Genomic DNA, 15269 nt, shown 5'->3' on the forward strand with positions numbered 1-15269 from the left:
AAAATTTTTACAATGTCTAGAACCGGGTTTCGCCTGCTTTTACCTGGTGGCTCGCTATTGTGTTTTCTAAGCAAATATTCTTAGTCGAAATGACAATTAAAACACCCCCTGACCACTGGTGTCAACTTAAGACTAAAATCCTTTGTTTCTCTGGTTTGTATCCAAGTCTTGAGTCCCGTAAATCCCCTTTCTTAAGCAAGGCTAGGATAATTTAGGCATAAGTGTAAAACAGTATACCGTTACTACATTTGAGCTTAAGTTGACACCAATGGGCCCTGAAACACTCCTACAATATCTTATCTTTTATTTGCGCCCTCCGGCTGATTTATGGTATCTTTGTCTCGGCCTGCAATTCCCCACAAGCGGCGTACACGGCTTTCACGTTATACCAATTCAGAAAAATCCGAGCGATTTCTAAAGCTAACTGCGGCTTACCTTGGTCAATCAACCACTGCAAAAAAGGAGTCATTGTCCGCTCATTCAGTATTCCGCCCAATGATAAAAATCCCCACAGTATTTGGTGCAAAACCGTCATTTGAATCATCATCCGCACTTCCCAACTTGGGTGTTTTTGATAAAACAAAACTCCCATTCTCCCGCGTTGAATTTCTCGGTCTATCATGCCCGGAATTTGCTCTAAACTAAAAGGTGGATGCCAGTGATAGCCGACAGCAGCCGGACATTTAATCAGTTTTAAACCTAATTTTTTCAACCTGACACCCAATTCTAAATCTTCCCATCCGTAGAGTTGAAAGCGAGTGTCAAAGAGTCCAGCAGCCAGCAGCCAGTGGCGCGCGATCGCCACATTTCCTGTAGCAAAATAAGCAGCCGAAAAATCCGTTATTTTGTAAGGTTCCGAAGTAGGATTCTCGAAATTGCAAGTATTAATCACACTGCCGTAAGTAAAAACCGCATCCGTATCTTTGTAACCCTGTAGCAAAGCATCTGCGTGTGCTTGCAAAAAATGCTCTGTTACCACCAAATCGCTGTCAATAAAAATAATCGTATCGCCCTTAGCATCTTCAACGCCCAAATTCCGGGCAGCGGCGGGGCCTTGGTGACATTGGGCGATCGATCGCACATGAGGCAACAAGTCAGCATTTGCCACCAACCACTCCAGCGTCCCGTCCGTCGAGCCGTCGTCCACGACAATTACTTCATACTCTCTGACAATCTCACTGAACTGCTGATTTTCCAAAGCCAGTAGACATTTTGCCAAAATCGGTTTACGATTATACGTCGGAATCACAACACTAAAAAACACGGTTTTTCCCCATCGCCACAGTTACCGTATCCCACGGTAGCAGATTTTTCGCAGCAACTCCCCCGGCAAATAGCCAAGTTTAGCAAAAAAAGAATATATAAATCTGTACTATTTCTGACAAGAATCGATCTCAATTAGGTGCATAATGAAAAGTCGGTTAAATCGGATATCTTGCACCATTCTCAGAAACAGCCTTTCTGGCCTGTTCCACACAAATTAAATTTTCTTGTGGGTTGGGCTCTTCTAGCCCGCCCCGGAGCGGGATTATAGTAAATGGTGCAAGATGTCAGTTAAATTCAGGATGTAAATAGCAATGAGTCGCGCTAAAAAAGTTGTGCTAGCATATTCCGGCGGAGTCGATACCTCCGTCTGCATTCCTTACCTCAAAAACGAGTGGGGTGTGGAAGAGGTAATTACTCTGGCTGCGGATTTGGGACAGGGAGACGAATTAGAACCGATCCGCAAAAAAGCTTTAGCATCCGGTGCTTCGGAATCTTTAGTTATTGATGCTACCGAAGAATTTGTCAAAGACTATGCGTTTCCAGCGATTCAAGCTAACGCACTTTACGAAAACCGTTATCCCCTTTCGACGGCGCTAGCTCGCCCGCTGATTGCTAAATTGTTAGTAGAAGCTGCGGAAAAATACGGTGCAGATGCGATCGCCCACGGTTGCACAGGTAAGGGAAACGATCAGGTACGGTTCGATGTGTCGATCGGCGCGCTCAACCCCAAGATTAAGATTTTAGCACCAGCGCGGGAGTGGAAAATGAGCCGCGAGGAAACGATCGCATACGGCGAGAAATGTGGCATTCCATCCCCCGTGAAAAAGTCTTCCCCTTACAGTATCGATCGCAACTTATTGGGAATGGCAATTGAAGCCGGAATCCTCGAAGATCCGTGGGCGGAACCGCCGGAAGAGGTGTATTTGATGACAAAGGCGATCGAGCAAACTCCCGACACACCCGAGTACCTAGAAATCGGTTTCAATTGCGGAAATCCTGTCAGTTTGAACGGCAAAGATTTATCACCAGTCGCCCTAATTTCCCAACTCAACGAAATAGTTGGAAATCACGGAGTCGGGCGCATCGACATGATTGAAAACCGCCTAGTCGGGATTAAATCGCGGGAAATTTACGAAACACCAGCGATTTTAGTTTTGATGCACGCGCACCGAGACTTAGAAAGTTTGACGTTGACAGCCGATGTGACTCGGTACAAGCGCGGCATTGAAGAAACCTACAGCCAAATGATTTACAACGGTCTTTGGTACAATCCTTTGAAAACTGCTTTAGACGCATTTATTCAGGACACGCAAAAGCGAGTAACTGGAACCGTGCGGCTCAAACTCTTCAAAGGAAATGCGACAATTGTTGGCCGCAAATCTGACAATTCTCTGTACAGTTTCGACTTAGCAACCTACGGCGCAGAGGACGAATTCGATCACAAAGCGGCAGAAGGATTTGTCTATGTTTGGGGTCTACCAACCCGCATTTGGTCGGAGAAAAATAGAGGTTATAAATAGGAGCGAATTAGGGTTAAAAACTTGATCTTAACCCGCCGAAGCGAATTCGGATTAAAAATTCGATCTTAACCCGCCGAATCGAATGGGCGGCTACACAAACAAAGTCCGCGTTCGCGGAATTAGAGTAGGGTGTGCACAGCACACCTTATTTGCCGCAATCGCCCAACCTCTGCCAATTACCTAAATCATGAGTTAGTAAGATACAGTAAGAATTGGTAATTGGTAACAGGTTGTTATCCTAATAATTGGTTAAATGGTCTTCACACAAATTTAGCTTTGAGGTAGGGGTTTAAACCCCTGCCGGATTGCGGTAGGGCTGCGCCAGGATTGCTGGGTCAACGTAAAACAGCCGATCGCTAAGATTTCTGTTTTTCCACACTTCCCAAATCCAACTTAGCCCGCAACTCCCCCTTAATCCGATTTAAAATAGAATCCTCATCCAAAGAAGACAAAATCTTGCTCACCACAGCCTTGGGCCCATCATCTCCCCAAGAAGCACCATTAGCCAAATAAGCCTTAGTAACTTGACCGATACCATAGGAAGAAACTCCCGCGATCGCAGCTTGCGTCACAGCTACAGACAAATAAGGCCCTAAAGCCAAACCCCCCGTCGCTGGCGTCGCCAAACCCAGCAATCCTTTCAACGAGCTCAAACCAAAATTAGCCAACAATTCGCCCGCAGTAATTCCCCCCATACTAATCGCAATCTTTTGCAGCAATTCCACCGCGCCCGCTTCCGTCATCGCAATGCCGTAAACTTTAGATAAAGTTAATATCATCACCACATCAATTACCGCACCGCTGAGGATATCAATTACAGTAATTGGATTAAGTGCGATCGCCACAGCTTTAGTCATTACGGCGTTCCAGATAATTCGATTAGCCGCCTCATCTCGAATCTCCATTTTTCGCTGCACCAACTGCTCGTTAATATCCCCTGCACAGAGCATCGTATTCAGCGCGACCAAAGATTTGCCTTCTCGGTCTAAAATCTCCAAAATCTTTAATTTTAAATCTTGCACTTGTGGCAAACTGCGAGTCATTTGCACGCCCATACTTCCGTCGGGACGGCGCACCGCCCTCGCCGTCAAAGGCGAAGCCGCCGCCATCACAATTTCATCGGGAGACAACAATTCTCTCACGCGATCGTCTCGAATTTTATGATAAATTGCCAGCCTGTCTGCATCAGGATACTGGTCAATTTTATTAAAAACTAATAACATCGGTTTTCCGGCTTCCCGCAACTGCGAAAGTGCTGCGTATTCCACCTTTGTAATGTCGCCAGCAACTACAAACAAAATCAAATCTGCTTGTTTAGCAACGCGGCGGGCTAAAAGTTCGCGAGTTTCGCCGTCAACTTCATCTATTCCCGGAGTGTCGATTAATTCTACTTGCGACAAACGGTAAATAACTGGCGAAAGTCGTAGCGTAGCGGGGCGTAAGCCATCGGGCAAATTCTCATCCACTCCCTCTCCGACATCCCACTGGCCAATAGTCGTGGTGCGAGTCACCCCGTGAGTCGGGCCAGTTTCAAACACATTTTGACCTAGCAGCGCGTTCAAAACCGAAGATTTTCCCCTTCCCACCATTCCAAACACAGCTATTTGCACGCAAGCGCGCTCTAGCTTGTCGAGCATTTTCTCCAACCCGCCAATTTCCGGTTCCAGTCCAGTTCGCTCTTGAACTGTCAAGTCGAGATTTTCTACTATATCTCGCAGAGCATCTTTAGCGTGGCGCAGGTTGAGTTCTGCCTGAATGTCTGCGAAGCTTAAAATTGTGTCATCTAATTCGCGATCGACATTTGAAAAATCCGAGGCTTCAGTCATTGTTACCTGATGTTATAGCTTTGCTTCACTTAAAGTTTCAACCGATATGATGCCATTCTAGCTTTTTCCGTCTGCTTTGTACATTAGGGCTACGGCAATGGCGTGTTTAGAATCCGGGTAGGGACACAGCATTGCTGTGTCCTAATCCTGGTAAGGACACAGCATTGCTGTCTCCCTACAGATATCATGTAAAACCTGTTTAATTTACAACAATGATTAACCGCCTCCAAATAATAGCCACTTATCCATTTCCTTTACGTGTAATAATTTTCCTATTAATCTTGCTAGCAATTTGGCTGCCGTTAGCAGCACCAATTTATCTCTTAGTTAAAGATAGTAACCTAGCAACTATTGTGACAATGGGATTGTTGTTTACCGAGTTTCTGTTCCTAGTGCCGCGCTGGGGAAAACAGGTTTACGGACAAACCAAATTACTCAAAAGTTACGGTTTAATCAATACGCGAAAAAACGGTTTTGAGCTTTTAATTGGATTGGCGATCGGGCTTTTGCTCACTTTCAGCTTATTTGCGGTGCAAGGGCTGTTCGGCTTAGTCGCGTGGCAAAATTCTGATAATTTGCTTAGAATCATTGCAGAAGGGCTATTAAGCGCCCTTGGAGTCGGTTTTGCCGAGGAGTTGGTATTCCGTGGTTGGTTGCTGGACGAGTTGCAGCGGGATTACAATTATAAAATATCTCTGTGGGCGAATAGCCTGGTGTTTGCCCTATCTCATTTTATCAAACCTGTCGCGGCAATGCTGGGGAGTTGGCCGCAGTTTCCGGGGTTGTTGTTGCTGGGTTTGATTCTGGTTTGGGGAAAAAGATCGCGCCGAAATCGCCTCGGTTTGTCGATCGGGCTTCATGCAGGTTTAGTCTGGGGATATTACACGATTAACATCGGGCAGTTAGTGCGATATTCGGCATCTGTTCCCGAGTGGGTGACAGGAGTTAACGGCAATCCGCTAGCTGGGGCGATCGGGCTGTTGTTTTTGAGTGTCTTGGCCTTAGGAATGCGAAAAATGTCCCAACAGTCCAAAGGTTTGTAATATATCCATCAGGTGCGTCGCTATGAGATTGTTAGTATTTAGTTAGGAATTTATCGCAGGCGACACACCCTACAACTACTGCTGTTTTAGCAAAGGCATTATCAGATTAAATTGATATTTAGAGATTATTCAGGTTATAAATTATTTCTTGAGAACGCTTGATCGCAATAGTAGCAATCGCAGATAATAAGGGAAAATTATCGTCATAGTCTGCTTGATTTCGATATCGGCGCAACACTGCTAAATTATCGGCGATTAATTGATATCTTGAGTCAGGATTAATATCAAATTCTTGCCAAACATAGCGGTGAATATCGCTAGTTTTTGGCAGGGAATGACCTTGTTTATCTCGCAAATAGTTCCGCGCTAAGATAAAAGCAGCATAATAGGAACGACTGATAGCATCCCTCAATCGCGCCTCCTGTTCAGCAGGAATAGTTGCTTGACCCGCAAGTTCTTTTGCTAAATTTAGGTATTGCGACCAATCAAAACTCATCAGTATATTCCAAAATCGTATAAAAATGCTCCCGAATTTCATGGGATAATCCCCTAGACCAATTTTTACGCAATTCGTCTTCTCTATCCATTGCTTCATCGGGATCGAGGTCTGTCAAAATGATTGATAGAACCAGATGAACATAGTTAGGAATTTCCGGGTCATTGATGACTTGAAGTAATAGTTTTTGTTCGGGAAAATAATTGCTAATGTGAACGGGTGCTTCTAGCACAACGGGAAGTAAAAACGGATATTGGTTAATAAATTCAATAACTTCTGTCTTGTCTCGGAAAATGTATGATTTTTCTAGGGTTTCGATGTCTGATTGGGAAATGAGGAAAGGGGCGACTCTTGGTGCTGATATCTTGTCTAAAATTAAGGATGCTATGGCATTTTGTTCTGCTTCGGGTAGTTGAGAGACTGTGGCAAAAGTTTCTTCTAATAGGTTATTCATTTTGTAAATCTCCTATGCGACTATTCGTGAGAAAAATCAATATTTCTAATTATAATCTGTTCGGCGGTGAATCTAAAAAAAAAATAGTTTACTACGCTGGAACCCATCCTAAATCAGCATCAACTCCTCCGTAAATAAACCAGACTATTTCAGCAGACTTGTCTCTACAGAAAGCATTGACACAATGACAGTGATTTTCGCAAACAAGACTTACGCACAGGTGGCCAGAAACCGGGTTTTTTGACGATAATCCTTCGCTGTACTTTACAGAAAGAATAAAAAACCCGGTTTCTTTGTCGGGAGTGCATCCAGGAGTGCCAAAAATAAATCGAGTCGCCAGAGGCGACAACCTAAGTGAAAAGAGAAGAAGAGTAAAGGGAAAAAGGGCAAAAGGGTAGAGAAGAATCCTCACAGAGAAGACGGGGAGGAAGGGACAGCCACAGCTACCGCAACACGAAAACCCCAGAACCCGTTCAAGAGGCGCTGAGAGACGTAGCGGTAGGCAGCACGGCAATAGACCGCTTCGTTGAAACACGAACCTCCACGCCGCACTCGGTTATCATCTGTACCTGTTTCCCAAGAAGTTCCGTCTGTTGGTGCGCCATTGTAGTTAGAATGAAAGCGATCGCTGCACCATTCCCAAACATTTCCGTGCATATCGTATAAACCAAAGGCATTCGGCGGAAAACTCCCTACATCCGTTGTTTGGGCGCGGAAAAGTCCCTGGGATGCAGCACCATAGGGATACTTGCCGACATAATTAACTAAATCTGGGGTAATGGTTTCACCAAAATAGAACGGTGTTGTAGTTCCGGCGCGACAAGCATATTCCCATTCTGCTTCGGAAGGTAAGCGATAATTCTTCCCTGTTTTTTGAGAAAGTTTCTGACAGAACTGCACAGCATCATTCCATGTAACATATTCTACAGGCCGTTTCGCGCCTTTGAAATAAGAAGGGTTATTTCCCATCACTGCTTCCCATTGTTCTTGAGTGACTTCATATTTTCCCATAAAAAAAGGGGCGAGATTAACAGTACGCTGCGGCCCTTCAGTGCCACTTCGTCCTGCTTCGGTATTGGGGGAACCCATGACGAAACTGCCCCCAGGAATTGCCATCATCTCTAAAGTAATGCCATTGGCGATAGTTTCTGTAAAAACCTGTGCTTGACTTTGGCTGCGCTTGGTAATTTGCCCCTTTGAATTCACTGTCACCGTTTTAAATTGAACTGTTTTTAGGAGATTTGAGGAGTTATTCAGCAAACTTTTAGTCACAACTGCACCGACAAGTCCTACTCCCGCAAAACCGACTAATTGTAAAAAACCTCGCCTTGTCGGTGGTGTTGGTGTCGGTGTCGGTGTCGGTGGTGGTGGTGGCGGTGGGAGAGGCGACAACAAAGATAAAATTGCCTGGAATGCTTCATCTGCATTTTGATAACGCTGACTGAAATTGTCGCGCACCATTTTATCTAAAACATTAGCTAAATTATTACTCACTTGAGCCTGATTTCGCCAAATTACCTCTCCTGTCTGCGTATCTTCTCGTAAGTTAAAAGGATGTTCACCAGTCAATGCTTGAATTCCAATCATCCCCACTGCATGAATATCACTGGCAAATCTAGGTTTGCCCTTCGCTTGTTCGCTCGGCATATAACCAGGAGTACCAATTGCAATAGTTAAGCTAGTTTGCTTTTGAGCATTCACAACTATTGTGCTAATTTCCTTGACAGCGCCAAAGTCAATCAAGACAATTTTACCATCTTGGCGACGCATTAAATTATCAGGTTTAAGATCGCGATGAATCACATTTTGCCAATGAACAATTGCTAAAATTTCTAAGATATTGTGCAATAATGTAATAGTATATGATTCGCTTAATTTTTTACCGGGAATCAGTTCTTTCGTAAGGTCATGTCCGGCGATAAAATCTTGCACCAAATAAAATTCCCCATTTTCCTCAAAGTGGGCGGAAAGCTTGGGGATTTGGTCGTGTAGCTTACCCAATTTATACAGAGTTTGTGCTTCTGCCTCGAATAAGCGTCTGGCAATCAGCAAAAGGGCGGGGTCAGCGTTTTGCGGTTTAAGATGTTTGACAACGCACTGGGGATGTCCGGGTAAGTCTAAATCTTTGGCAAGGTAGGTGTGGCCAAAACCGCCTTTCCCCAAGAATTTGATAATTTGATAATGATTGCGGAGGGTACGACCCAGCATAGTTTTCAGGGAATGCAGTGGAAGTTAGGATATATTGTCGCACAAGAGAAAATTAGATGCTTAAACTCAGAATCGTTTCCACAATTATACTGCTAGTTAGTCCTTGTTGTTCATTTCCCGTACAAGCGCAAAATCCTGCACAAATAAAGCAAAATAACTCTTTAGTTCAAGTGCAGCCAGCGCGAGAACAAATTCTCAATGCTTGCGTGAAGAATCAGGCTGAAACCCTGCCAAATCCTTTTACCGATGTACCTTCCAATCACTGGGCTTACAAAGCTGTTTTGACGATGTATTATTGCGGGGCTTACCGAGAAGGGATGAACCCTGATTTAATTAAAGAATCACTGGAATCGGGACCTCCTACTAGAGAAAGTTTGCCTTCCCGATCGCCCTTTCCCAATTTCCCATTACAGCCATTTCCCGTGATTAATTAAAGAATTACTGGAAGCGGGATATCCTACTAGAGGAAGTTTTTATTCCCGATTACCTTTGCCACATTTCCCATTACCAATATTTTAAAACTGAGCCCGAACCGTAAACGAATAATCCCCACCTGGTTCTAATTGATAATCCCATTTTTCCAGAAAACGGTGCAGCGGTTCCTGAATCAATGCCCTACCCTGAGAAGGCTCAAGTATCAGTGTTTTTTCTGACGTGAAACGCCACTGAAACTGCCACTCAAAATTGCCGGCAGTCACTTCACCCTCAATCGTGCCTTTTTGCCAAGATTGGCCAGTAACCCGGACATATGCAGTTGTTTCAGGCAAACGTCTCGAACTCACCTTTTTGTTTCCGCGTTTGTTTCTGCAATTGTGCGACTATTGTAAAGGCTCATGGCTTTTTCTACTCCTTGGTGCAGACTTAGTTCCACAGCTTCTACAACCAGTTTAAGCACTTTCTCTACTAACTGACTTTCCTCTGAGGAAAACTTTCCTAACACGAAGGAAATCGTATCTTTCTCATTTTTAGCAGCATCGTTTTGAGGTTTTCCAATGCCAATCCGCAAGCGGGGAAATTTGTCTGTGCCCAAATGAGAAATTGTCGATTTCATGCCGTTGTGTCCGCCGGCTGAACCGGCAAGCCGCATTCTCAATTTCCCGATCGGCAAATCCATATCATCGTATACTATTAATACCGACTCCGCAGGTATTTTGTACCAATCCGTCGCCGCCCGAATCGCTTGACCCGACAGATTCATGTAAGTAAGCGGTTTGAGCAAGCGGATTTTCTGTCCCCGCGGCCGATTTCCCTCGCCAAATATGCCTTGAAATTTGCGATTTTCCGACAGGGAAATCTGCCAAGATTTAGCCAAGGCATCGACAGCATTAAAGCCTATGTTGTGTCGGGTGCGATCGTATTTAGGTTCGGGATTTCCCAACCCAACTATTAGCTGGGGAATCACTAACTCCGCTGGTGTTTCCGACTTCTGAGTGTTATTCATTTAACTGTCTGTGCTATCTTCCTTGGGAGTAGCCGCCGCGAGTTTTTCAGTTTCCGGTTTGCTGCTAGTTGCTACTGCTTCTTCTAACTGCTTGGCTTCCCGCGTGAACTCCGACTCAAAATCCCGCGAAGCATCTTGAAATCCCCGAATTGCCTTCCCCATACTCCGGCCGATTTCGGGTAATTTTTTCGGGCCAAATACCAATAGGGCGATCGTAAAAATAACTGCCATTTCCGGCAAACCAATGCCAAAAATATTCATGGTTTTTCTCCTGCAATCTATTTAATTAGTTACTGTTTAATCAGGGAGCGAGCAACTTGAAAGGGTAAGGGAAAATGGGGCAACTTAACTTTTGCCCTTTCTCCTCTACCCTCAATTTTTACTTTTAGCCTTACTGTTTTGTGATCAATTTTTAGCGGCCTAGGCTCGACCAATCCATATCCACACTCTCCAGAATCAGAGAAGAGTTGTAGATTTGCAAAATAATCAACAAGAACACGAAAAACAGTCCAATGAACACGCTCATCAATAGCGTGGTTCCCCAGCCGGGGGCTACCTTGCCGTATTCTGAGTTAAGGGGTTTGAGTATATCTCCTAACCAAGTCCGTTGTGCCATAAGTCACCTGCAATGAATCTCTACAGAAAAGTTTGACATATTTCTACCGCTAATTGCGATCGCAATTTCTCAGAAATGCGGGAACGGGACTCGGACAACGGGGAATGGGGGTTGGCTGCCATACCGTAGAGCGCCTAAAATCACTAGACTTTCAGACGGATTGTTATTTTTTGTAATATTATAGAGTGGATCACTCATAATCGATCAAAAATATGGAACCTGCAGCAGTTCTCGGCATTTCTCTCGGTATGTGTCTGGTGGCAATCACCGGTTTCTCGATCTACACCGCTTTCGGCCCTCCCTCTAAGGAATTGAGAGATCCTTTTGAAGAACACGAAGACTAAAGAAGAAGGAAGACACAACACGGATTCGGACACGGATACACGGATAAATTTAAGTGTGTTTCCAGATATCTCCTATTCTCTGTCTCTCCCTCTCTCCCTGGTAGATATTCTTCTAGGGGTGGGAAGGGAGTGATGCTGCGGGGCGATCGCCTGTCGCCTACTCGTCAATGGTATATTTTTCAGAAATACAGTAAATCTCTATTCCATTTAAGCTAAAAATTATTAGGTGTCAGGCTAAAGCATCATGGGGAACACATTTGGGCATTTATTTCGGATATCGACATTTGGGGAATCTCACGGCGGCGGTGTCGGAGTAGTAATTGACGGTTGCCCGCCCCTGGTCTCGATCGACGCATCGGAAATTCAAGCCGAACTCGATCGCCGCCGCCCCGGCCAAAGCAAAATTACCACGCCCCGCAAAGAAGCAGATACCTGCGAAATTCTGTCGGGGGTGTTTGAAGGCAAAACTTTGGGAACGCCGATCGCAATTTTAGTCCGCAATCAAGACACTCGCCCCCAAGATTACGGCGAAATGGCGACAACTTACCGCCCTTCCCACGCTGATGCTACCTACGATGCTAAGTACGGAATTCGTAACTGGCAAGGCGGAGGTCGATCGTCCGCGAGGGAGACAATAGGTAGAGTAGCAGCAGGGGCGATCGCTAAAAAAATTCTCAAACAAGCAGCAGGAGTCGAAATAGTCGGCTACGTCAAACGCATCAAAGACTTAGAATGTGTCGCCGACCCGGACACTGTTACCTTAGAACAAGTAGAAAGCAACATCGTCCGCTGTCCAGATGCCGAATGTGCCGAAAGAATGATTGAACTGATCGAAAAAGTTCGCGACAGTGGAGATTCGATCGGCGGTGTCGTCGAATGCGTCGCCCGCAACGTACCCAAAGGTTTGGGAATGCCCGTATTCGACAAACTCGAAGCCGACTTGGCCAAAGCCATCATGTCTTTGCCCGCCAGCAAAGGTTTTGAAATTGGTTCGGGGTTTGCCGGGACTCTGCTCAAGGGCAGCGAACATAATGATGAATACTATACTGATGATAAGGGTGTAATTCGTACAGTGACAAATCGCTCTGGCGGAATTCAGGGTGGGATTGCTAACGGCGAAAATATCATTTTGCGGGCGGCATTCAAGCCAACTGCGACAATTCGCCAGCAGCAGCGTACAGTTACCCGAGAGGGCGAAGAAACGCTGCTGGCTGCCAAGGGACGGCACGACCCTTGCGTTTTGCCAAGAGCTGTGCCAATGGTGGAAGCGATGGTAGCTTTAGTGTTGTGCGACCATCTGCTGCGCCATCACGGACAATGTGGAACCTTAAAGCCTGAATTTTAAAATGGAAATCAGCTTGTCCTCTGTAGCGGCAACTCCCCTTGATTGCCCTCAACCCTCCGAATCAATAAAAGGTATAGATGATTTTGTAGTACAGTTTTGGGGCGTGCGGGGCAGTGTTCCGACACCCGGACAGGAAACTGTTCGCTACGGCGGCAATACTTCTTGTTTGGAAATGCGAGTCGCTGGCAAACGCTTGATTTTTGACGGCGGAACAGGCTTGCGGATGCTGGGAGACCAGTTGGTGCAAGAAATGCCCGTGCAAGCTTATATGTTTTTTACTCACTATCACTGGGATCACATTCAAGGTTTCCCGCTGTTCGCCCCAGCTTTCATCCGCGGCAATAGCTTTGATATTTACGGGGCGACTCCGCCGGATGGAGATTGCATGAAAAGGCACTTCGTCGAACGGGTGTTGCACTCGAATTCGCCGGTGCCGCTGATGGGTTTGCAGGCAGATTTGAATTTCTATGAACTCAATCACAACCAGACGATGATGCTGGACGATATTGAGATTAGGACGGGTTCTCTGAATCACCCGAATACTGCTATGGGATATCGGGTGACTTGGCAGGGACGATCAGTTGTTTACTGTTCGGATACTGAACATTTTCCCGATCGGCTAGATGAGAATGTCTACAATTTAGCCCTCGACGCTGATGTACTGATTTACGATGCGATGTACACAGACGAGGAATATCACAACCCCAAGTCTCCGAAGGTGGGTTGGGGACACTCGACTTGGCAGGAAGCAGTGAGAATGGCTAAGGAGGCGCGGGTGAAACGAGTGGTGATTTTTCACCATGATCCGGCTCATACTGACGATTTTCTCGATCGCATCGCCGAAGATGTGCAAATTGCTTTTCCGAAGGCTGTCATGGCCCGCGAGGGTCTTATTTTGCCGATCGGCTTCTGAACATTCGCCTAGGTGAGATCGATCGAACCATCAACCGATCGAACCATAATTGTTATGTGAATATGTGGATCTGGGCGCGAGACCAGATCCACAATTTTTTTTATTTGTGGCAAACTCTTAACTGCATGGTATAATTCTTGCTTGTTAAGTTTTTAGGCAGAGTATTTAAGGTTTTTTTTATTCTTCAACCGCGTCCGCAAGACGCCAAGACGTAAGATAATTGGAGAATTGCCAAGGGTGAAAAGGAGACTGTTTTGAATGTCAACAAACACGGGGAGGCGAGGCGATCGCACGCCTGAGTGCTAGTCTGATGCCAGTAGACTTCCAGAAGCCTTGTTACAGATTAATTATTAAGGACAAAAACTGAAGTTATAGCTCGGATCAAATAAAAGCGCGATCGGTTTTTTGGGATCATGAATATTGACAACTCTCAAAAGCTAATAGCTTTTAGGTATAAACTGAGAAAATTTTCAGCAGTCAATTTGACTAACCAGAAAGAAACGATGGCTCTTGGGTTTGGCAGTAGCTGCGGCAAGCGAATGTTATGACTTGACTATCAAAATGGGAAATTTACGTTTTAGATCTTCAGCACATCAATACAGATGGATTGCCCTAGGCAGTTTTGCTGTAATTATGGGTATTTCAGGCGCCCTAGCCTACCGCCTCGCCCCGCCCCCCGGATTCATGGCTCAAGGCACTCTCACTTCTAATAATCCACCAGTCAAATTTTCGAGTACGGGCACGACAATTCTCAAGCAGGGAGAGCAACTCACCCCAGAGGTTCTGCTGGCAGATAATGTTGTCAAAGCAGTGGCAGATGCAGTTAAGCTGTCGCCCCAGCAAGTTCGACAAAATGCTAGTGTCAAAATTTCTAAGCCGGAACAACCCCTAGAGATTGTTGTTGGGTATCGCTCGCTCGATCAGGAGCAAGCAATCCAAACGGTGGATATGTTGATGAAGGGCATGGTGGAAAAAAGCCGCCTGATTAACAGATATCGGTGGCAATCAGTCAATCAGTCGCTCAACCAACGCTTGGCACAAGTCACTCAAGACCTGAAACAAGCTCAGCAAAAACTCGATCAATACGAAAGAGAACGCGCTCGCCTGTTGCAGCAAATGAAGCTTCAGCAAGACTTTTACAACAAAACTCAGCTTGCAATGGCGGATACGCAAGCGTCGGAAAAAGAAATGGTTAGCAGTTTGGCCGCCGCTACAGTGCCGCAAATTGTGGCGACGCCCACGAGCGATCCGACAGTGCCTCTGATTTTGGGAATTGGCTTATTATTGGCGATTTTGGTCAGCCGGGGTTTGATTCCTTCGGTGGCGGATTGGAGGTACAAGGCGGCTTTTCAGCGAGAAGAGAGCGAAAGGCTCCAAAGTGCTTTGTACCGACTGATCAAAGAAGGCCGCGGCGAAATAACTCTGGTGCGGTTTGCAATGGAAACGCGGCTGTCGCCGGATGTGGCTCAGCGTTTTTTGAACCAACAAGCTGAAGTTTTTAATGCCAATTGCGAAATTAAAGACGACGGCAGTATTTTGTATCACTTCCATATTTAAATGGCTGCGAGCGATCGCGCTGCACAGAAAAATTTAGCCGATCGGGCCCTGACTGCTCGCTCGGCTAAATTTTTCTTAATAGGACTTATATCAGGTTCGGTCGATCGACTATCCCCCTCTAGGTAGGCCCGGGTTCACGGGTTCTATAACTTATACTACTACTACAGATTTTGGTAAACCCGCCGACGCGAGCTGGCGTTGCGGTGATTTTACCCGACATGATATTACGCTCAGCCCGGT

16 protein-coding genes are annotated in these 15269 nt (G+C 45.7%); 7 read left to right on the forward strand and 9 right to left on the reverse strand.

What is annotated here, in order from left to right; all coding sequences use genetic code 11:
* Window positions 1–325 precede the first annotated feature (325 nt).
* Entirely contained in the window at window positions 326–1264 is a 939-nt protein-coding gene (locus QT994_RS00410; protein WP_333170794.1) for a glycosyltransferase, read from the reverse strand.
* Between the two features lie 313 nt (window positions 1265–1577).
* On the opposite strand from QT994_RS00410, the gene QT994_RS00415 reads away from it, so the two are divergent.
* Window positions 1578–2786, forward strand: a complete 1209-nt coding sequence (locus tag QT994_RS00415; RefSeq protein ID WP_333170796.1) for an argininosuccinate synthase — start codon at window positions 1578–1580, stop codon at window positions 2784–2786.
* A gap of 356 nt (window positions 2787–3142) precedes the next feature.
* Here the strand turns inward: QT994_RS00415 and QT994_RS00420 are convergent, their stop codons facing one another.
* Entirely contained in the window at window positions 3143–4612 is a 1470-nt protein-coding gene (locus QT994_RS00420; RefSeq protein ID WP_333170800.1) for a GTP-binding protein, read from the reverse strand.
* A gap of 212 nt (window positions 4613–4824) precedes the next feature.
* On the opposite strand from QT994_RS00420, the gene QT994_RS00425 reads away from it, so the two are divergent.
* On the forward strand, window positions 4825–5655 hold the full coding sequence (locus QT994_RS00425; RefSeq protein ID WP_333170803.1) for a CPBP family intramembrane glutamic endopeptidase: 831 nt from the start codon (window positions 4825–4827) through the stop codon (window positions 5653–5655).
* A 118-nt stretch (window positions 5656–5773) separates the two neighbouring features.
* Here the strand turns inward: QT994_RS00425 and QT994_RS00430 are convergent, their stop codons facing one another.
* The 3 genes from QT994_RS00430 to QT994_RS00440 all read right to left on the reverse strand — a co-directional run bounded on the left by QT994_RS00430 (window position 5774) and on the right by QT994_RS00440 (window position 8813).
* The gene (locus tag QT994_RS00430) at window positions 5774–6151 is read right to left on the reverse strand and encodes a HEPN domain-containing protein (protein WP_190659296.1); all 378 of its coding nucleotides are present in this window, start codon (window positions 6149–6151) and stop codon (window positions 5774–5776) included.
* Window positions 6141–6605: a hypothetical protein gene (locus QT994_RS00435; protein WP_333170805.1), complete on the reverse strand. Its 465-nt coding sequence runs from the start codon at window positions 6603–6605 to the stop codon at window positions 6141–6143. Before QT994_RS00435 ends, QT994_RS00430 begins: the two co-directional genes overlap by 11 nt.
* Before the next feature lie 408 nt (window positions 6606–7013).
* Window positions 7014–8813 (reverse strand): bifunctional serine/threonine-protein kinase/formylglycine-generating enzyme family protein, encoded by a 1800-nt coding sequence (locus tag QT994_RS00440; protein ID WP_333170808.1) that lies wholly within the window; start codon window positions 8811–8813, stop codon window positions 7014–7016.
* Window positions 8814–8869: 56 nt separating this feature from the next.
* Between QT994_RS00440 and QT994_RS00445 the strand changes: the two genes are divergently transcribed.
* Window positions 8870–9247 (forward strand): S-layer protein, encoded by a 378-nt coding sequence (locus tag QT994_RS00445; RefSeq protein WP_333170810.1) that lies wholly within the window; start codon window positions 8870–8872, stop codon window positions 9245–9247.
* Window positions 9248–9328: 81 nt separating this feature from the next.
* Here the strand turns inward: QT994_RS00445 and QT994_RS00450 are convergent, their stop codons facing one another.
* The 4 genes from QT994_RS00450 to psbH all read right to left on the reverse strand — a co-directional run bounded on the left by QT994_RS00450 (window position 9329) and on the right by psbH (window position 10870).
* Entirely contained in the window at window positions 9329–9595 is a 267-nt protein-coding gene (locus QT994_RS00450; protein WP_006633689.1) for a DUF3146 family protein, read from the reverse strand.
* Entirely contained in the window at window positions 9592–10254 is a 663-nt protein-coding gene (gene pth / locus QT994_RS00455) for an aminoacyl-tRNA hydrolase (RefSeq protein ID WP_015176009.1), read from the reverse strand. Before pth ends, QT994_RS00450 begins: the two co-directional genes overlap by 4 nt.
* Window positions 10255–10515, reverse strand: a complete 261-nt coding sequence (locus QT994_RS00460) for a TatA/E family twin arginine-targeting protein translocase (protein WP_172189683.1) — start codon at window positions 10513–10515, stop codon at window positions 10255–10257.
* A 151-nt stretch (window positions 10516–10666) separates the two neighbouring features.
* The gene (psbH, locus tag QT994_RS00465) at window positions 10667–10870 is read right to left on the reverse strand and encodes a photosystem II reaction center phosphoprotein PsbH (protein ID WP_015176007.1); all 204 of its coding nucleotides are present in this window, start codon (window positions 10868–10870) and stop codon (window positions 10667–10669) included.
* A gap of 212 nt (window positions 10871–11082) precedes the next feature.
* On the opposite strand from psbH, the gene psbN reads away from it, so the two are divergent.
* From psbN to QT994_RS00485, 4 genes are all read left to right on the forward strand, one after another.
* On the forward strand, window positions 11083–11214 hold the full coding sequence (gene psbN / locus QT994_RS00470) for a photosystem II reaction center protein PsbN (RefSeq protein WP_332958587.1): 132 nt from the start codon (window positions 11083–11085) through the stop codon (window positions 11212–11214).
* A 244-nt stretch (window positions 11215–11458) separates the two neighbouring features.
* Window positions 11459–12559: a chorismate synthase gene (gene aroC / locus QT994_RS00475; protein WP_190659307.1), complete on the forward strand. Its 1101-nt coding sequence runs from the start codon at window positions 11459–11461 to the stop codon at window positions 12557–12559.
* 1 nt (window position 12560) lies between these two features.
* Window positions 12561–13472, forward strand: a complete 912-nt coding sequence (locus QT994_RS00480) for an MBL fold metallo-hydrolase (protein WP_333048652.1) — start codon at window positions 12561–12563, stop codon at window positions 13470–13472.
* Between the two features lie 633 nt (window positions 13473–14105).
* A complete protein-coding gene (locus QT994_RS00485) occupies window positions 14106–15029 on the forward strand; it encodes a hypothetical protein (RefSeq protein WP_333119890.1) in 924 nt (307 codons plus the stop codon).
* Window positions 15030–15269 lie beyond the last annotated feature (240 nt).

The organism is Microcoleus sp. S13_B4, from assembly GCF_036700885.1.
Classification (GTDB): domain Bacteria; phylum Cyanobacteriota; class Cyanobacteriia; order Cyanobacteriales; family Microcoleaceae; genus Microcoleus.